Raw genomic sequence first — 16,454 nt, 5'->3', positions numbered from 1 at the left:
GGCAGGCGTCGGCGCTCCGCAGCGAGGTTCGGGACATCGCACTCGGAACCGCCGACCCGGTCGAGTTCCGGCACGCCGTCTTCGCGACACGATCCGGCGGCGTATCCACTACGACATCGGATGCATCGCTCTCGTCGATCCGGCGAGCATGTTGTTCACGTCCGTGACCATGCTCGGCGCCGACGCCCCGCCCGGTCGTGCCGCGAAGACGGTGGCACACATCGAGTACGGCACGTCGCGCTTCGCGAACACCTACCGCAAGCTCGCCCGGACGCGCACCGGTGTCCGGACGATCCGCGAGGCGATCGACTGCGACATCCGCGATTCCTTGCCCTACAGCGAGATCCTCGAACCGCAGGGAATGGACGACGAGGTGCGTCTCGTCTTCCGGGGCCGTGACGGGCGCGTCTGGGGCGGCGGCACTCTCATGCGCGCCCCCGGCCGACGCTTCGACGCCGACGATGTGGCAGCACTCGCAGGATGCGTGGGCGAGATCGGCGACGGACTGCGGTTGTCGTTGCTCCGCGAATGCCCTCGACTCGCGGCGGACGCATCACCCGGCGGTTCCGGTCCCGCGGTCGTGGTGGTGGGCGCGGACAACGAGATCGAATCGACTACTCCGCAGGCGGTGGAGTATCTCGAGCGACTCGGTGCCGAAGGCGCCTTCATGCTCTCGGCCGTAGTGGTCGCCGTCCGTTTCCGCTACGAAGGGGCCGCGGCGCGCGTCGTCCGTGTCCGTACGGAGGACGGTCAGTGGCTCGTCCTGCGGGCCGGGTCGCTGGACGGCCGAGGAGAATCGGCCCGGATCGTCGTCGCGATCGAACCCGCGCAGCCCGGTCAGCTCGTGGCTCTGACCGCCGCCCTTCACGGTCTCACCGAACGGGAGACCGATGTCCTCGCCCGCGTTCTTGCGGGAGAGACACGCACCGAGATCGCGCGTGGACTGTTCGTCAGCCCGTACACCGTGCAGGACCACCTGAAGAGCATCTATGCGAAGACGGGCGTGAACAGTCGGCAGGAACTCGTCGCACGACTGTTCTTCACGCACTGCCTCCCCCGGGTCGGTACGGAGATCGGGCCGGACGGGTGGTTCGTCGAGAAACCGGCGCCGACGAGCGTCCCGGTCGGTGCACATCGGAAGAGGTGAGCCGTGGCACGCATCCTGATCGTCACACTGGAAGGCGGGGGGAACTACCCACCCGAAGCAGCGCTCGGATGCGAGTTGCACCGCCGCGGACATCACGTTCGGGTTCTCGGTCACGAATCGCAACGGAAGGTCGCGGAGGATGCCTACCTCGTCTTCTGCGGCTACCGGCACTCGCCGACCTGGACCCCGCACGTAGAACTGAGCACCCCGAAAGTGCTGACCATGGCCTACGCCATGATGACCGACTCCGCCGTCGCACGGGATGTGGAGGACGAGATCGCCGGGGAGCCGACCGATCTGGTGATCGTCGATTGCATGCTGTTCAACGCCCAGGACGCTGCGGCGCGCACCGGGGTGCCGTACGTGGTGCTGTTCCATTCCTTCTTCGCCGCATTCGACGGCGCCTTCCGGCACGGACCGTTCGGGATCGGTTCGCGACTACGCGGCCTGGGTCCGAAGCGACTGTGGGAACAGGCCGACATGCGACTCGTGTGCTCGGACCGAGTGCTCGACCCGGCCGCGCGACGGCGCACGGACGGCTCGCTGACCTGGACCGGTGCGATTCACGACGCGAAGGCCGCGGCGGTCGGTCGAACACCGCCGCGCGTGCTGGTCAGTCTGAGCACTGCCGGCTTCCCGGGTCAGCGCCGCACTTACCAGAACATCTTCGACGCCGCCGCGGAGATGGACGCGGAGTTCGTCGTCACGACCGGGCCGGCGATCGACCCTACCGGGTTGCGCGTACCGCCCAATGCGACCGTCCGTCGGTACATCCCGCACCACGAGCTGATGCGGACCTGTTCGGCGGTCGTCGGGCACGGCGGGCACGCGACGACCTTCCGGGCTCTCGCACACGGACTTCCGATACTGATCATGCCCATGTCGGCGGTGACGGATCAGGCGATCATCGGTCGTGAGGTCGCGAAGGCGGGGGCTGGAATCCGCCTGCGGAAGACCGCCTCGCCCGAGCAGATACGCGCGGCCTTGGAGAGGCTGCTGACCGACGACGGTTATCGCACGGCAGCAGCAGAACTCGGCGCCCGTCTCCGAACCGTCGACGGTGCATCGGCTGCGGCCGACCGGGTGTTGACGCTCGTCGACCACTGACGAACACGCGAAGGACCGGCACCTGTCCGGTAGGTGCGGGTCGATCCTTCGCATCACCCTTCGATCGCATCTCCCTCCTCCAGAAGCTGTTTCGCGTGTTCGAGGTTGTTCCGCACATCGCGCGCGTACAGCTTCTCCACGACCGGCTGGGTGAACCTGCCGAAGAGGTTCCCGACGTCCTCGGTGTCCTGGTGGAAGGTGACGCGGGTTCTCGTCTCCACCGGCTCGAAGCGATAGACGGTCTCGTACCGGATCGGACTCTTCACGCTGCGGCGGTGCTGGGCTCTGCCGGGCTCGACGCGGGCCAGTTCCTCGGTGAGTTCGATCCGCCGTCCGGCAACCTTGACGGTGGCGCGCGAGACGGATCCCTCCTTGCCGCCCTCACCCGACATGCAGTGACTGTTCCTGCTGTACCGCAATGGTTCTCATGGAGGTGCGCGTCAGGATGCCTGGCGCGGGACCATTCCTCCGAGGGCGATGTCGTATTCCTGCGCCTGCTCGTCGAATCCGACGCTGTAGACGGTGGGATACCAGGCCGAGTGCTGATAGGCGGCCGGCAACTTGATCTGTTCGCGGATGGTGGGACGGGTCAGCAGCCACTCCCGCGTGATCATGGGCTCCATGAAGGTGTAGTCGCCGTCCCACGAACCGTTGACGAACGTCTCGGTGAAGTCGTAGACGCCCGGAACCATTTTTTCCGTGATGTCGAGCCAGTGCACACCCATGAACGGCACCGCGAGTTGCGATGCGAGCATCCCCGGCGGGGTCACGTAGTCGCCGGGCATGTACTTCGGGTCCGGGAGTCGTTCCGCGCGAGCGGCGTAATCCGGTGCGGTCGGGTCGATTGCTTCGATCGCCGCCATGTCGGTCATATAGAAGTGCATGTCGAAATGGGGCTTCCCGAACAGCACGGTCGGATCGTGTCCGCGCGGGTTCCAGTTCAGCATGACGTGGTCGAACACCGTGTCGGATGCCTGAACGGGCAGGTGCAGCATGTACATCTCGTCGGCATCGGGCAGTCCGTCGAGGGCCGCCGGCGAGAAGCGGATACCGACGGCGGTCGGGGCTCCGTTCGCATCGACGGTGGCGTACGCACGCGCGGTTCCGTCACCGACGCTCACGGCCTGACCGAAGTGCAGGTGGGCAGGTGTGGGCACCGCCGACGCCACGCCGCCGACCGCCACGGCGACGCACGCGGCGAGGAGCACTGCGATGGAACGAGATGATCGATGTTTCTTCATGGTGATATCCGATCGCCGAGGGTTCTCGGTGAACCTCTCCATTCCGTGGGTCCAGTCTCGACCGGTGTTCGTCACCCCGGCCATCTCTCATTCGGGGGATTTCGCCGAGCGATCCGACAGAAGAGCTCGTCCTCACAGCGTCGCGGCATATACTCGCCGGACTGCAGACAGACGTCACGATCCGCGGAGAACAGGGAGCGGCCCTTGAGTATTCGCAACCTTCGCGTCGCGGTGGTCGGTGGGGGAATCATCGGTGCCGCGACCGCCCGGCGACTCGCCCTCACGGACGCCGACGTCACTCTGTTCGAGAAGGAGGATCGGCTCGCCGCGCATCAGACAGGGCACAACAGCGGTGTCGTCCACGCCGGCCTCTACTACACACCCGGCAGCCTCAAGGCCCGGTTGTGCAGGCGTGGGGTGGAGTTGTTGCAGACGTTCACCACGGACAAGGGCCTGCCCTACGACGAGTGCGGCAAGGTCGTCGTCGCCCTCGACGAATCGGAACTCGGCCGGCTCGACGCGATCTTCTCGCGGGCCACGGCGAACGGGGTCCCCGGCATCAGACGCATCGGCGGCGACGAGATCACCGCGATCGAACCGCACGCCGTCGGGATCGCGGCCCTTCATTCCCCGCACACGGCGATCATCGATTTCGTCGCCGTCACCCGCGCGCTCGCGAACGACGTCGTCGCCGCGGGCGGCACGGTGCGGACCGGTACCGCCGTGACGGCGATCCGTGAGGCGGGCGAGCAGGTCGTCGTCGACATCCCGGGCGATCAACTGGCCTTCGACCTGGTGATCACGTGCGCGGGACTGCAGTCCGACCGCCTCGCCCACACCTCGGGTGACACCCGCGACCCGCGGATCGTCCCGTTCCTCGGCGACTATCTGCTACTCGAACCCGACGCGGCGGCGAAGGTGCGCGGGTTGATCTATCCGGTGCCCGATCCCCGCTATCCGTTCCTCGGTGTGCATCTCACCCGGCGGATAGACGGCGAGGTGATGGTGGGACCCAACGCCTTCCTCTCCCCCGGCCGCGAGGCCTATCGCGGCGGGCGCGGATCGTGGCGGGATCTGCGTGATGCCGTCGCCTGGCCCGGTTTCTGGCGGTTCGCCGCGAACAACCTGCCCGCAGCGGGTCGGGAACTACGCACGGCGAGCAGCACTCGGCGGTTCGTCGCCGATGCGGCCGCGTACATGCCCGGGCTGACCGTCGACGACGTGCGGCCGGGTCCGCGTGGCATCCGCGCTCAGGCGATGAACTCCGACGGAGGTCTCGAGGACGACTTCGTCGTCACCGGGCACGGACGGGTCGTGCACCTGCGCAACGCCCCGTCGCCCGGGGCCACCTCGTCGATGGCGATCGCGGAGTATCTCGTCGACCGCGCACTCGAACGCATCGCCTGATCGGGCATCCGGCGGCGGACGTCACGGTTCGCGGTGACCGGTTCGGGGCATGCTGCAGGGAACCACTTCATCGTCAGGAGGTCTCCATGGCACGAATCGCACTCTTCGGAGGACACGGCAAGGTCGCGTTGCATCTCGAGCGGCTGCTGGCCGATGCCGGTCACGAGACCAGTGCGTTCATCCGCAATCCCGATCACGCCGACGATGTCCGCGCTGCCGGTGGCACGCCCGTCGTCGCCGACGTCGAGAAGATGGACATCGCCGAGATCACCGAGCTGCTGCGCGGCCACGACGCGGTGGTCTGGTCCGCGGGCGCCGGCGGAGGGAATCCCGAACGCACCTATGCGGTGGACCGCGACGCGGCGATCGCCTCGATGACCGCCGCGCAGGAGGCCGGGGTCCGTCGGTACGTGATGGTGTCGTACTTCGGGGCCCGCCCCGACCACGGCGTCCCCGAGGACAACAGCTTCTACGCCTATGCCGAGGCCAAGTCGGCGGCGGACACCCATCTGCGGGGCACCGACCTCGACTGGACGATCCTCGGTCCGAGCGCGCTGACCCTCGACCCGCCCACCGGCCGCATCGAGATCGAGGGGCACGGGGCGAGCGACAAGGGGCAGGTCTCGCGCGCCGACGTCGCGGCCGTCGCCGCAGCGGTGCTCGAGCGACCGGAGACGGTGGGACGCACCATCGAGTTCAACAACGGTGACGTCCCGATCGACGAGGCACTCGACGCGCTGCGGTAATCCCCGTACGTCGGAAGTCGTACGCGGATCACGATCACGGGTGGACGCTTGCGGAGCCCACCGCTCCTAACGTCGATCCCATGACCGCACTCCGAGTCACGAACTCCCGAAGCGACACCCTCCGAACCGTGGTGAGCGCGGCCTATTCCTGGGTCGCGCTCATCGCGTTCGGGGGCATCCTCGCCGAAACGATCATTCTGTATCCCAACATCTTCCACGCTCCGCCGGACTCTCTCGATCTGGCCGTCCGGTTCTTCTCGCAGACCGGTCCCGCCGATTTCTTCCCGCCGATGGGAGCACTCACGGTCGCTCTCGGTCTCGCCGCCCTCATCGTCGTACGCCGGGACCGGGCGGCGCGCAGGTGGGTTCTCGCGAGCCTGACCGTCCTGCTCCTGGGCGAGTTCGCGTTCTCCGCGCTGTACTTCTGGCCGCGCAACACCATCATGTTCGACGAGGGCATCGCGGTGCACTCGGCGGAGACACTGCGTCGCGTGGCCACGGAGTTCGTGACCGGCCACCGTGTGCGGCTCGCGATGAGTGCACTCACCGCGACACTCGCGTTCGGCGCCCTGCGTCGCGTGCTGATCTCGTCTGCACTCGCTCGTGCCGCACGGGAGCAGGCCGCACACGATGTTCGAATGCCGCCCGCGCCGTCCGCGCGGTAACGTCGCCGACGTGTGGTGGTCCGCTCGCGGCCCCGGCGGCACCGGAAGCCGGGCCCGCACGATCGATGTGCTCCTCGCGGCTGTGGTCCTTGCCGTTCTCGTCGGGGCGATCGTCGCGGATCTCGGGAGCGACAGCTCGGGACCGACGGCACTCGCCTACGTCTTTGCTGCACTCGTCGCCGGCGCGGTCCTCGTACGCCGGACTCACCCGGTGGGCGTATTGCTCTTCACGGCCGTCGCGCTCGTCGTGTACTACAGCCTGTCGCTGCCGCCGATCGGTCTCGCCGTTCCGCTGGCGGTGGCGTTGTACTCGGCTGCCGAGCGGGCACATCTGCGCTGGGCTGTGACCGTGGCCGTCACGTTGGCGGTGTTGTCGACCGGGGTGCGCTGGGCGCAGGGCGACGATCTCGCGTACCTCTTCGGCTTCGAGGTGGGAGGGCAGATCGGACTGATGGCCGCGGTCATCGCCCTGGGCGACAGTGTCCGGTCGCGACGCGCTCTGCGAGCGGAGATGGTCCGGCGGGAACGGGCAGCACAGCTCGAACGCGAGCACGAAACCGCCCGGCGGGTCGAGCGGGAACGGGTGCAGATCGCCCGCGACCTCCACGACCTGCTCGCGCACACCGTCTCGGTCATCTCGTTGCACGCCGGCGTCGCGACGGAAGCGATCGAGGACGATCCGCCGCTCGCTCGCCGGTCGCTCGCCGCGGTACGCACCGGTTGTTCGCGTGCGGTGGAGGAACTCCACGCCACGGTCGAGGCCCTCCGCTCCCCTGACGATTCCCGCCGCGCCCCGACACCGTCGCTCGCGCAGCTGCCCCGTCTCGTCGACACGGTGCGCGCCGCGGGACTCGACGTGCGCATCGACCGCGACGGAACGACCGACGACCTTCCATCGGTTGTGGCCGCGACTGCCTATCGGGTGGTGCAGGAGGCGCTGAGCAACGTCCTACGACATGCCGATGCCTCGAAAGCGGTTGTGAGAATGACACTTCGGGACGATGTCCTCGTCGTGGCCGTAGAGGACGACGGTCGGGGTCCGAGCCAGGGCGCCTCGGCCGGCTGGGGGCTCGCCGGCATGCACGAACGCGTCGGTCTGCTCGGCGGAACGATCGAGACGGGACGATGGGACGGTGGGGGTTTCCTCGTGTCGGCCCGGATCCCCACGGGAAGTCGATCGTGACAGGAGGTCGATCGTGATCAGGGTGGTGATCGTCGACGACCAGGCCCTCGTCCGGGAGGGGCTGCGGGCACTGCTCGGTCGCGCCGACGACATCGAGGTGGTGGGCGAAGCCGCCGACGGCAACGACGCCGTGAGAGTGGTCGAGCGTACGGAACCCGATGTGGTGCTCATGGACATCCGGATGCCGGGGACGGACGGGATCACAGCGACCCGCCGGATCCTCGGCGCCTCGCCGTCGACCCGGATACGGGTGGTGGTGCTGACGACCTTCGACAGCGACGACAACATTCTCGACGCGATCGGTGCAGGTGCGACCGGCTTTCTCGTGAAGGACTCGGCCCCCGAGGAACTGCGTACCGCCGTCCGCACCGTCGCGGCCGGCGAGGCGATGCTCTCGCCGACGGTGACGCGCCGTGTCATGCAGGCGGCAGCGCGCAGTCCCCGGGTGCGAGGGACGGAGATGCTGAGTGTGCTCACCGAGCGCGAACGCGAGATCCTCGCCGAGGTCGGTCGGGGGCTGTCGAACGACGAGATCGGACGCGAGCTGTTCATCAGTCCCACGACAGTGCGTACCCATGTCACCCGTATTCTCGCGAAGCTCCAGGCGCGGGACCGGGCGAATCTCGTCGCGATCGCCTTCCGCACGGGATTGGTCCCGCCGACCGATCCCTGACAGGGGTCCGCCCCCGGTAGCAGGGGGCTACCGGGGACGGATGGTCGAGCGGTATCGGCGGTCAGGCCTGCGGGGCGAGTTCCTCCACGCGCAGCGGTGAGGTGTCCGCGGCGGCCGCGATGGCCTCCTCGAACTGCCGGCGGTCGATCTGCGAGCCGAGCACCAGCGCGAGTCGTGTCAGGAAGCCCTCGCGGTCGTCCTCGGCGGCCTGATCCAGGGCAGTCGACAGGCCGAGCCAGACGTTCTCGCGACGCTGGTCGTCCTCGGTGACCTGCTCGGCAGGCCGGGCCGGGAGTTCCGCGCCCGCCGGAGCGGCACCGGAGCGCAGGGATGCGGCGACACTGTCCAGGTCGGCGACCGGCACACGGCACAGCAGCAGACCGTCGGGGCGGACTACGAAGGCCTCACCGGCCGTCGCGCCGAGTGCCTCGACGAGATCGGGCGAGTCGAGCAGCATCCGCAAACGGTTCTGGGTGTCCTCGCGGAAGTCGATGTCGGCGCGAGGGAGAGATAACACCCCACCGCCACCGGACCGACGATGTCGCCCGCCTCCGACCGCGCGTCGCTCTCGAGTTCGCTCGCGTGGTGCAGCAGCATCTTCGCCCGCTCGAGCACCGCGTGACCGGTCGGTGTGAGCTTGACGCCCTGGGCGCGCTGCCGGACGAGGAACTTGACCGCGAGGGCCTTCTGGTCGGTGATCGCAGACGAGAGCGAGTTGCCTCATCGTGTACGTGGGCACCGCGTCCGTCCTGGGCATGGTAGTCCCGAGTCGAGAGCGCTCACACGAACCGGAAGAGCGGCGGGATCGCGACGACCGCCAGTGCCGCCCACCCGCAGTAGACGGGCAGGTAGCGCATCTGCCACCGCTCGACCGCCGCGAAACCGGTGCGGCCCCGCAGGAACGAGATGCCGAGCCACGCCGCCCACACGAGGTTCACCAGGAGGACGAGGTTCAGACCGAGGGCGGTGACCTTGTTGGCGGTGAAGCCGAACTCGGCGATGCGGGTGGCCATCGCGGTGAGCATCAGCAGGTCGACGGCGAGCGCCGCGGCGATCAGCATCACCTGCAGCAGATCGAAGACGTCCGGTGCGGCGTGCGGGTCGCGGGCGGAGATCGAGTAGAGCAGAAGTCCGAGGACGAGCACGAGGATCAGGTCCATGAGGATCAGCAGGCCCCGGTCGACGTCGACGACGCTGTGGGACGCGATCACCGCGACGAACAGCGCGACCAGCATGAGGATCGTGACGGGCGTGAAGACCCGGGTGAGAACGGGAGCGATGTTCTCCACGACCTGCTGCTTCGCCTCGACGAGCCAGGCCGCGACGACGATCGCTCCGGCCGGCCCGAACGGGACGATCCACTGTTCGAAGAACGGTTCGATATCGATCTCCAGGGCGCTGAAGGCACCCGCGGTCAGCCCCATGAGCACGCCGCCGCCGAGCGCGAGCAGCGCCAGGTACACGGCGAACTCCCCGGTGAAGCGCACGAAGTCCATGCGACGGCGATGGGATCGCCACTGCCCTGCGACATAGGCCGCACCGACGACGAACCACAGGACCACCGGGGCGTGGATCGCCGCGATGATCTCGGTGGCGCCGCCCGGTTCGAACGGGAAGACGTTGAGCACGATCGCCACGAGGACGAACGGAACGGCAAGGAGCGCACTGCTCTTCGGACTCATCTGACGCTTCCACGCGAAATACAGCGTGAGGAAGGGCAGCATGAGCACGGCGGCGTTGCGCACCAGTGCGTTATCGGAGAGCCACTCGAATCCGGCCCGGACGGCCAGACCGGCACCGAGCGCGCAGGCGAGGACGACCGCGAGTTCCCTACGGCGACGCGGGGTTCCGGACTCCTCACCGCGACCGCCACCGGTGAGGACGAGCTGCTTCCACAGCCGGTCGGAGTGTTCCTGGGCGAACTCGCGGGAGACCTCGTCGAGACCACCCATCCGGCCGACCGCGACGAGGAATGCCTCGTCGGCCGTCAGTCCGACCGACACGAGGTCCGAGATCTGTTCCCGCAGATGATCTTCCATCTCGTCGATGTCCGAGGACGAGATGACCCGATGGTCGGCGACGTAGTTGCGCCAGCCGGCGATCCGGTCCTCGAGATGTGCGTCGAGTGTCATCACGACCACCCCGGCGCGACGGCGGGAGGCAACTGGGCCGACTGCCACACCTGGTGCAGGGCCTCGGCGACGACCGTCCACTGCGCCGCCCGTTCGGTGAGGACTTCCCGGCCCGCGTCGGTGATGGCGTAGTGCTTGCGGCGCCGCCCGTTGTCGGCGACACGCCAGGTGGCGGACACGTGCCCCGCCCGCTCGAGACGGTGCAGGAGGGGATAGAGCATCCCGTCGGTCCACTGCATCCGGCCCTGCGACAGCTCGTTGACGCGTTTGATGATCGCATACCCGTACGACTCGCCCTCGGCGAGGATGCCGAGCACGAGCGGGGTGGCGGACGCGGCCACCAAATCCTTCTCGATGAACATGTCGTCCTCATACCTAGAGGTTCTATGGATAACGGTGACCCTAGCAGATCTAGGTATGAGGACCGAGCGCTCTCCGCAAGGTGGTGCGGTGGCGTCTACTGCCGGTCGTCGGATCCGGCGGTTGTGGATTCGTCGGAGCCGGAGGCGGTCGATCCGGAATCCGCAGATCCCGAAGCGGCAGATCCCGAAGCGGCAGATTCCGAAGCCTCGGAGCGACTCCACGTCTCCGTCACCCGCGCACGGCCGCGTTCGAACACGTCTCCGAGGACTCCCCCGACCGCCTTGAGCGGACTGCTCATCGAGTCCAGGGCCTCGGCGATCACCGGGTCCTCGTCGTCGAGCCAACCCGCCTCGTCGGCACGGCACGCCCACCGGAAGTCGTCGAAGTCCTGACGCAGACCCGCGAGCACCTTCGTCGTCCGTCCCGACGACAAGCGGCGTACGACCTCGATCGGGGTGCCCTCCGCGAACCGGGCGAGCGCGGCACGGGCGCGGCGCAGCAGTTCGGCGTCCTGCGTGAAGTGGTCGGCCAGGACCTGACGGGCGGAGGTCAGCGCGTCGCGCAGTTCGTCGTCGGGCGTGCGTGCCAGGCGCACGCGATGCCACAGGAACAGGCAGTCCTCGACGATCACGAGCAACTGCAGCGTCTCCCCCAGAGCCTCCTCCACCGCGACCTTCTGCAGCAGTTCGACGTGCTCACCCACCGCCGCGTCGAGTCCGAGATCGTCGAGCGACGAAGAGACGTGCCCGCGCAGACGCGTCACCGTCCAGGCGAGGACCTCACCGAGGTCGGCGATCGACTGCCAGTCCCGGTCGGGAAGACCGCCGGTGTGGTCGGCGATCGATGCCGCCCTGGTCAGAACATTATGGGTCGCGACGATGTCGCCGGCCGGCTCCGCCCCGGCCAGGTCGAGCACGCAGTCGACGGTTCCGGGCGCCGCATCGTCGCCTTCGAGACGCACGACGGCGGCCTCCACCGACGCGACTGCTCCCCGCAACGCCTCGAGGACCGCGTCGGGGGCGGTGGGGACTGCGGCGGTGGGTTTCGACGTGTCGGCCATACCCCAATCGTGCTACGTCGAAGGGCCGGATGCATCACGTCTTCCGGCTCAGTTCGGGACGCGCACCCACTTCCCGCTCAGTTCGGGACACGGACCCACTTCCCGCTCAGTTCGGGACACGGACCCACGCCTGTTCGAGCAGGGCCACCACTTCGGTCTCCCTGCGGGCCCGGTAGGCCGACAGGATCCGGCGCGGGCGCGACTCCCCGTCGAGGCCGAGAGCGGACGCCAACGCCGACGCGATCCGCTCCTCGGGGACGGTCTCCGGTTCGGTGTGGCCGATGAGCGAGAGCGCCTTGCGCAGCGGTTCGGCGTTGTCGGCGACGGTGCGCAGCGGCAGGACGTCGAACCGGCCGTCGGTGCGGACCTCGAGCAGCAGCTCGTTGTCCTCCTCCACCCCGACGTCCTCGAGGAACCGGCGGATCGACGACAGACGCGGCACCGGTCCCGTCCAGCGCAGGGTCTGGCCGCCCAGGCGGGACGGGAGCACCACGTGCCCACCCGGCGCACACCCGGCGATCACCGCGACGGCGGACGGAACCGTGAACTCGGCTCCCCGCAGGTGGTCGCGGGTCGCGGGGATGCGCAGGCGCCAGGCCTCCCCCAGCCGGTAGAGGCGGCGTGTGCGCTCGGGCAGGGCGATCGGGACGTGCGAGCGGTGACGACGCCGGACACGGCCGTCGACGACCTCGAAATCCCCTCCGGCCGTGAACGTCCGAGCGGAATCCTCCGAGATGCCGAATCGGTCGACGAGCGCGGCGACCACCATGTCGCGATCGGCGCTTCCGCCGCGGGCATCGACCAGCCGTGCGATGCGGTTGCGGATGGCGGTGACCACGTCGACGTCCCACTCGGCCAGCGCCCAACGTTCACCGTCGGATGTGAAGCGCTCGTCGTCGGCGAGTTCGGAGACGAGGGTGTGGACGTCGGCATTGACCCCCATGCGCGCGACAAGCGTGTCGGCGGTCAGGGGGTCGCCGAGCACCTCGAGGACCTGAGCGGCACGTCCGGCGAGCCCGTCCGGCGGGGACAGTAAACGGCCTTCGAAGGTCGTCGTGCCGCAGTACCGGGTCCACGCCTCGAACTCGTCGTCGGGAAGCGACCACACGGCCTTCACGGCGGCGGGCTCGACCACACCGTTCGGTGATTCGAACTCCGAGAGCAGTCCGCGGGTCTGCTTCTCGGCGTCGGGCAGATCCGGTACCGCGATCCACCCGTCCGCGACCTCGAAACGGTCGTCGAGACGGTGCAACACCCGCCACAGGGGCACGTCGAAACCCTGGACGGTCCGGCCCAGCACCGGGTGGGTGCGCACCATCCGGTCGAAGGCCGCCACCGGCCGCACGTCGACGCGCAACGCCGCGAGCAGGTCGCCGACCGCCGTGCCGAATGGGAAGGTGGACGGCCCGGCCGGGTCGTCGACGCCGTCGTGGACGCGGCGCCGCAAGGCCGTGCGTTCCGCGTCGGGCAAGCCCTCGAGGTAGTCGGTGAGTTCGGCGATCGGATCGGCCGGCGCCGCCACCGGCAGGTCGCGGGCGGTGAGTGCCCGCAACCGGGCCGCGGCGTCCTGGATCTCCTCCGGCGCCCCGTCGTCGATCACGGCCAGCAGGAGAGGAGCATCGTCGCGGCCGCACACGCGACTCCACCGCGCCAGCGCCGCCAGGTCGTCGAGGAGCAGCGCCGCGGCGGGCACCCGCGCGGCACGCGGATCGGCTTCGAGGGTGGCCGGTTCGCGGAGCACCGTCGCGACGAGCGCGGCGCAGACGATCTCCTCCACCGCGTCGCGGTCGGCGCCGCGGATCCCGAGCAGATCGGCCGGACTGCGACTGAACAATTCGGCGGTGGTGGGTGCGTGCGGGAGGCGCGCGACGAGGGTCGCGGCGGCCGGACCGAGATCGAGTGCGGCCACGGGCACTTCGTCCTCACGCAGCAGACCGTCCGCGAAGCGCAGCTCCGGGTGGTCGGTGACGTAGATGTGGGCGAGTTCGGCGCACAGTTCGGGAATCTCGGTGTGCTCGCAGGTCTCGGCGGGCGACTCGTTCTCCCACCAGCGGGACGACGACACGAGTGCCCCGAGGGCGGCGGTGCGGGCCGATCCGTAGCGGTCGATCCACGGCATCAGATCCACCCAGCGACGACTGTCGAGTTCGTCCGACGACAAGGCACGAGACCACAGCGACACTGACCGATGCTCCTCTTCCACGCCCGGCGGAGGCCGCGGGCCCCCTCTCCGGCGTCGACGGCGCGCTCGTGCAGCGCGTCCACGCGAGGCGCCCTCGACCCGGACGCCGGTTCTCACCCTACAGTCCGAACGCCCCGTTTCCCGTCAGGTGAGGGCGGTGTCGACCGCTCAGGTGATCGCGAGGTCGACCGCTCAGGTGATCGCGAGGTCGACCGCTCAGGTGATCGCGAGGTCGACCGCTCAGGTGAGCGCAATGTCGGAGTCGTCACGCGCCTCCGGGCGCAGCCGCAGCAGGACGAGTCCCGTCACCGACGCGACGATGAGCGAGGCCACCAGCCCGTTCACGTGCAGCGCCCACACGGCGATCACCGCCCCGGCCAGTCCCCCCAGCAGAGCGATCCAGAGCAGTACTTTTCCCAGGACCGAAGCCATTTCCCCGCACCTTCCGGCAATTCACGATCAGAACGGTGAGGATAGTGTCATCTGTCACAGTCCTCGCGAAAGTCCATCGGTGTGTCGACGGATCGTGCCCGCACGGTGACCGGGGCATACTGGTGCGGTTCGAGACGGTGGGGTCGGCAGGAACACGACGGGGAGGCGGAAACAGTGGCGGAACCGACGAGTGACCGAGCATGCACGGACGTGATCCTGCGCGACGTGACGCTGCGCGACGGACTGCAGCTGACCGGCAAACTGCTCCCCACCGAACGCAAGGTGGAGATCGTCCGGGCGCTGCTCGCCGCGGGCGTGCCCGAACTCGAGATCGGGTCCCTGGCCCGCGCCGACCTCGTGCCGCCGATGGCGAACACCCTCGACCTCGTCGCAGCGCTGACCGAGGAGGAACTCGACCGCTGCTGGATCTGGGTCGCCACGCCGCGCCACGTCGAGAAGGCGATCGCGGCCGGTGCCCGACGGTTCCAGTACTGCTTCTCGGTCTCCGACGCCCATAACCGCGCCAACATCGGCCGCGACACCGCGGACAGCATCGCCGCGATGCCGGCGGCGATCGAACGCGCCCACGCCGTCGGCGGCGGTATCCAGTTGTGCCTGGCCACGGCGTTCACGTGCCCGTTCGACGGGCCGGTCGATCCCGACCGGGTCGTGGAGATCGCATGCGATCCGCGCACCGACGGGGCCGCCGACATCGTCGTCGCCGACACCCTGGGCCAGGCCGTGCCCGGCCAGGTGTCGTCGCTGGTCGCGCGCCTGGCCGCCGAATCCCCCGACCGACGGATCGTCTACCACGGTCACGACACGTGGGGTCTCGGTGTCGCCAACAGCCTCGCCGCGATCGACGCCGGGGCGACCGTCGTCGACGGCGCACTCGCCGGCCTGGGCGGGTGCCCGTTCGCACCGGGTGCGAGCGGCAACACCGCGAGCGAGGACCTGCTGTTCGCGACCCGCCCGTCGTGGCTGGACCCGGAGGTCTTCGGCGCCCTGGTCCGGCTCGGCGAGGACATCGTCGCCGAACTGGACGAACCGAACCGGTCGCGTGCCCGGCAGGGCGCCCGCTCCGAGGCCGAGGCCTTCGACTGGGCCCTCCGGTGACCCGCATCCTGATCGCCCCCGACAGCTTCAAGGGCACCTACACCGCCGTCGAGGTCGCCGACGCGATCGCCTCCGGTGTGGAGAGCGCCGGGCACACCGCGATCCGGATGCCCGTCGCGGACGGCGGCGAGGGCACTCTCGACGCGCTCGCCGGGCCGCTCGGTCTCGCCCGGATCGAGGTCGAGGCCGTGAACCCGTGGCGCGCACCGTGCCGCGGACTGCTGGGGATGTCGCCGGACGGCACGGCCGTCGTCGAACTCGCGACGGCGAGCGGCATCACCACTCCGCACGACGGTCCGCGCGACGCCGTCACCGCCGACACCTACGGCACCGGGATGGTCATGGCCGAAGCCGTCCGGCGCGGAGCACGGCACATCGTCGTCGCGGCCGGTGGGTCGGCGACGACCGACGGGGGCGCAGGTGCGATCGCCGCGATCGACGAGCGGGGTGGGCTCGACGACGCCCGCGTCACCGTGCTGTCCGACGTGACGACCCGCTACACCGATGCGGCACGGATCTTCGGGCCGCAGAAGGGCGCCGATACGGCAGCCGTCGCGCTGCTCACGCGCCGCCTCGAAGAGAGGGCGCTGACCCTCCCGCGCGACCCGCGGGAGGTCGACGGCTCTGGAGCGGCCGGGGGTTTCTCCGGTGGGATGTGGTCGCGGTTCGGTGCAGAACTGCGGTCGGGAGCCGACTTCGTGCTCGACGCAGTGGAATTCGACGACGCCGTGCGCACCGCCGATCTCGTGGTGGTCGGCGAGGGACGGCTCGACGGCCAGTCGCGGGCGGGCAAGATCGTCTCGGCGATCCTCGCGCGCTGCAGCGACGTTCCGGTGGTCGCGGTGGTCGGTTCGGTCGGCGACGACCTCGGCGACTACCGCGAGCGGTTCGCCGATGTCGTCGTCGCATCCGATGCGGAATCGCTGACGCGCGCCGGTCGGACACTGCGCACCTGAGAGATGCGCCTTTCGGCACTGCGCACCTGAGAAATGCGCCCGAT

Annotated in this window: 16 protein-coding genes and 1 pseudogene; 9 read left to right on the top strand and 8 right to left on the bottom strand. The window is 69.2% G+C overall.

Annotated elements, in window-relative coordinates; all coding sequences use genetic code 11:
- The first annotated feature begins 148 nt into the window (after positions 1–148).
- Complete coding sequence (locus ACQR3U_RS07675) at positions 149–1,147, top strand: helix-turn-helix transcriptional regulator (RefSeq protein WP_230810115.1); 999 nt, start codon at positions 149–151, stop codon at positions 1,145–1,147.
- 3 nt (positions 1,148–1,150) lie between these two features.
- Complete coding sequence (locus tag ACQR3U_RS07670) at positions 1,151–2,254, top strand: glycosyltransferase (protein ID WP_230810114.1); 1,104 nt, start codon at positions 1,151–1,153, stop codon at positions 2,252–2,254.
- 53 nt (positions 2,255–2,307) lie between these two features.
- Here ACQR3U_RS07670 and ACQR3U_RS07665 read toward each other — a convergent pair whose 3' ends face one another.
- Positions 2,308–2,646: an SRPBCC family protein gene (locus ACQR3U_RS07665; protein WP_230810113.1), complete on the bottom strand. Its 339-nt coding sequence runs from the start codon at positions 2,644–2,646 to the stop codon at positions 2,308–2,310.
- A 48-nt stretch (positions 2,647–2,694) separates the two neighbouring features.
- Complete coding sequence (locus ACQR3U_RS07660) at positions 2,695–3,495, bottom strand: DUF5602 domain-containing protein (RefSeq protein ID WP_200359737.1); 801 nt, start codon at positions 3,493–3,495, stop codon at positions 2,695–2,697.
- 210 nt (positions 3,496–3,705) lie between these two features.
- On the opposite strand from ACQR3U_RS07660, the gene lhgO reads away from it, so the two are divergent.
- From lhgO to ACQR3U_RS07635, 5 genes are all read left to right on the top strand, one after another.
- Complete coding sequence (gene lhgO, locus ACQR3U_RS07655) at positions 3,706–4,902, top strand: L-2-hydroxyglutarate oxidase (RefSeq protein WP_230810171.1); 1,197 nt, start codon at positions 3,706–3,708, stop codon at positions 4,900–4,902.
- Between the two features lie 86 nt (positions 4,903–4,988).
- Entirely contained in the window at positions 4,989–5,648 is a 660-nt protein-coding gene (locus ACQR3U_RS07650; RefSeq protein ID WP_006553946.1) for an SDR family oxidoreductase, read from the top strand.
- 80 nt (positions 5,649–5,728) lie between these two features.
- Positions 5,729–6,313 carry a DUF1772 domain-containing protein gene (locus ACQR3U_RS07645; RefSeq protein ID WP_006553945.1) on the top strand — a complete coding sequence of 195 codons (585 nt, stop codon included), beginning with the start codon at positions 5,729–5,731 and terminating at the stop codon, positions 6,311–6,313.
- A 10-nt stretch (positions 6,314–6,323) separates the two neighbouring features.
- The gene (locus tag ACQR3U_RS07640; protein ID WP_230810112.1) at positions 6,324–7,496 is read left to right on the top strand and encodes a sensor histidine kinase; all 1,173 of its coding nucleotides are present in this window, start codon (positions 6,324–6,326) and stop codon (positions 7,494–7,496) included.
- A 13-nt stretch (positions 7,497–7,509) separates the two neighbouring features.
- The gene (locus ACQR3U_RS07635; protein WP_033097335.1) at positions 7,510–8,169 is read left to right on the top strand and encodes a response regulator; all 660 of its coding nucleotides are present in this window, start codon (positions 7,510–7,512) and stop codon (positions 8,167–8,169) included.
- A 61-nt stretch (positions 8,170–8,230) separates the two neighbouring features.
- On the opposite strand, the pseudogene ACQR3U_RS07630 reads toward ACQR3U_RS07635, so the two are convergent.
- From ACQR3U_RS07630 to ACQR3U_RS07605, 6 genes and pseudogenes are all read right to left on the bottom strand, one after another.
- Positions 8,231–8,623: pseudogene (locus tag ACQR3U_RS07630) on the bottom strand (aromatic ring hydroxylase); the annotation flags it as partial.
- Between the two features lie 325 nt (positions 8,624–8,948).
- Positions 8,949–10,301, bottom strand: coding sequence for a permease prefix domain 1-containing protein (locus ACQR3U_RS07625; RefSeq protein ID WP_112320151.1), 1,353 nt, complete (start codon positions 10,299–10,301; stop codon positions 8,949–8,951).
- On the bottom strand, positions 10,301–10,663 hold the full coding sequence (locus ACQR3U_RS07620) for a PadR family transcriptional regulator (RefSeq protein ID WP_024103494.1): 363 nt from the start codon (positions 10,661–10,663) through the stop codon (positions 10,301–10,303). The genes ACQR3U_RS07625 and ACQR3U_RS07620 overlap by 1 nt, the downstream gene beginning before the upstream one ends.
- Positions 10,664–10,758: 95 nt before the next feature.
- Positions 10,759–11,724 carry a hypothetical protein gene (locus ACQR3U_RS07615; protein WP_006553940.1) on the bottom strand — a complete coding sequence of 322 codons (966 nt, stop codon included), beginning with the start codon at positions 11,722–11,724 and terminating at the stop codon, positions 10,759–10,761.
- A gap of 106 nt (positions 11,725–11,830) precedes the next feature.
- Positions 11,831–13,906, bottom strand: a complete 2,076-nt coding sequence (locus tag ACQR3U_RS07610; RefSeq protein WP_033097332.1) for a hypothetical protein — start codon at positions 13,904–13,906, stop codon at positions 11,831–11,833.
- Between the two features lie 240 nt (positions 13,907–14,146).
- The gene (locus ACQR3U_RS07605; protein ID WP_006553937.1) at positions 14,147–14,338 is read right to left on the bottom strand and encodes a hypothetical protein; all 192 of its coding nucleotides are present in this window, start codon (positions 14,336–14,338) and stop codon (positions 14,147–14,149) included.
- 210 nt (positions 14,339–14,548) lie between these two features.
- Here ACQR3U_RS07605 and ACQR3U_RS07600 point away from each other — a divergent pair, with 210 nt between their 5' ends.
- Together ACQR3U_RS07600 and ACQR3U_RS07595 are read left to right on the top strand one after the other, a co-directional pair.
- Entirely contained in the window at positions 14,549–15,454 is a 906-nt protein-coding gene (locus ACQR3U_RS07600; protein WP_006553936.1) for a hydroxymethylglutaryl-CoA lyase, read from the top strand.
- The gene (locus tag ACQR3U_RS07595) at positions 15,451–16,410 is read left to right on the top strand and encodes a glycerate kinase family protein (RefSeq protein ID WP_033097330.1); all 960 of its coding nucleotides are present in this window, start codon (positions 15,451–15,453) and stop codon (positions 16,408–16,410) included. Before ACQR3U_RS07600 ends, ACQR3U_RS07595 begins: the two co-directional genes overlap by 4 nt.
- The last annotated feature ends 44 nt before the right edge of the window (positions 16,411–16,454 follow it).

The sequence above is a fragment of the Rhodococcus sp. IEGM1339 genome, from assembly GCF_050321925.1.
In the GTDB taxonomy this organism is placed as follows: domain Bacteria; phylum Actinomycetota; class Actinomycetes; order Mycobacteriales; family Mycobacteriaceae; genus Rhodococcus; species Rhodococcus pyridinivorans.
This window is presented reverse-complemented; position numbering and strand designations above follow the sequence as displayed.